Source organism: Oleiphilus sp. HI0080, from assembly GCF_001635135.1.
On the sequence record NZ_LWFU01001234.1, the window covers coordinates 1 to 428 of the forward strand.

Sequence of the window (428 nt, forward strand, 5' to 3'; positions counted from 1 at the left end):
ATCAATAAACTCTGACTGCGGCGGTTTAAAGCCGGTTTCAGACGCAAACTCAGGGAAGTCAGACGCCTTGGCCTTACCTTCAGCGATCAGTGCCTTAGCCGCGACAGCATAAATGTCAGGTCGATAAACCTTCTTTGCGGTTTCCATATACCAGTCATCCGACTTGTGCTCAGAAATCTGGCCCCAACGACGCATCTGCGTGAGATACCAAATAGCATCGCTGTAATATGGATAGGTAGCGTTGTAACGGAAGAACACATTGAAATCTGGTACTTCACGCTTGTCGCCTTTCTCGTACTCAAACGTACCCGTCATGCTGTTTGCGATCACTTCTTCATCAGCGCCCACGTACGATGGTTTCGCTAGAATTTTCACCGCTTCTGGACGGTTAGCGTTATTATTTTCGTCTAACCACATTGCTGCTCGGA

General features: G+C 48.1%; 1 pseudogene. It reads right to left on the reverse strand.

What is annotated here, in order from left to right:
* Window positions 1–428 (reverse strand): annotated as a pseudogene (locus tag A3751_RS21500) (nitrate ABC transporter substrate-binding protein); the annotation flags it as partial.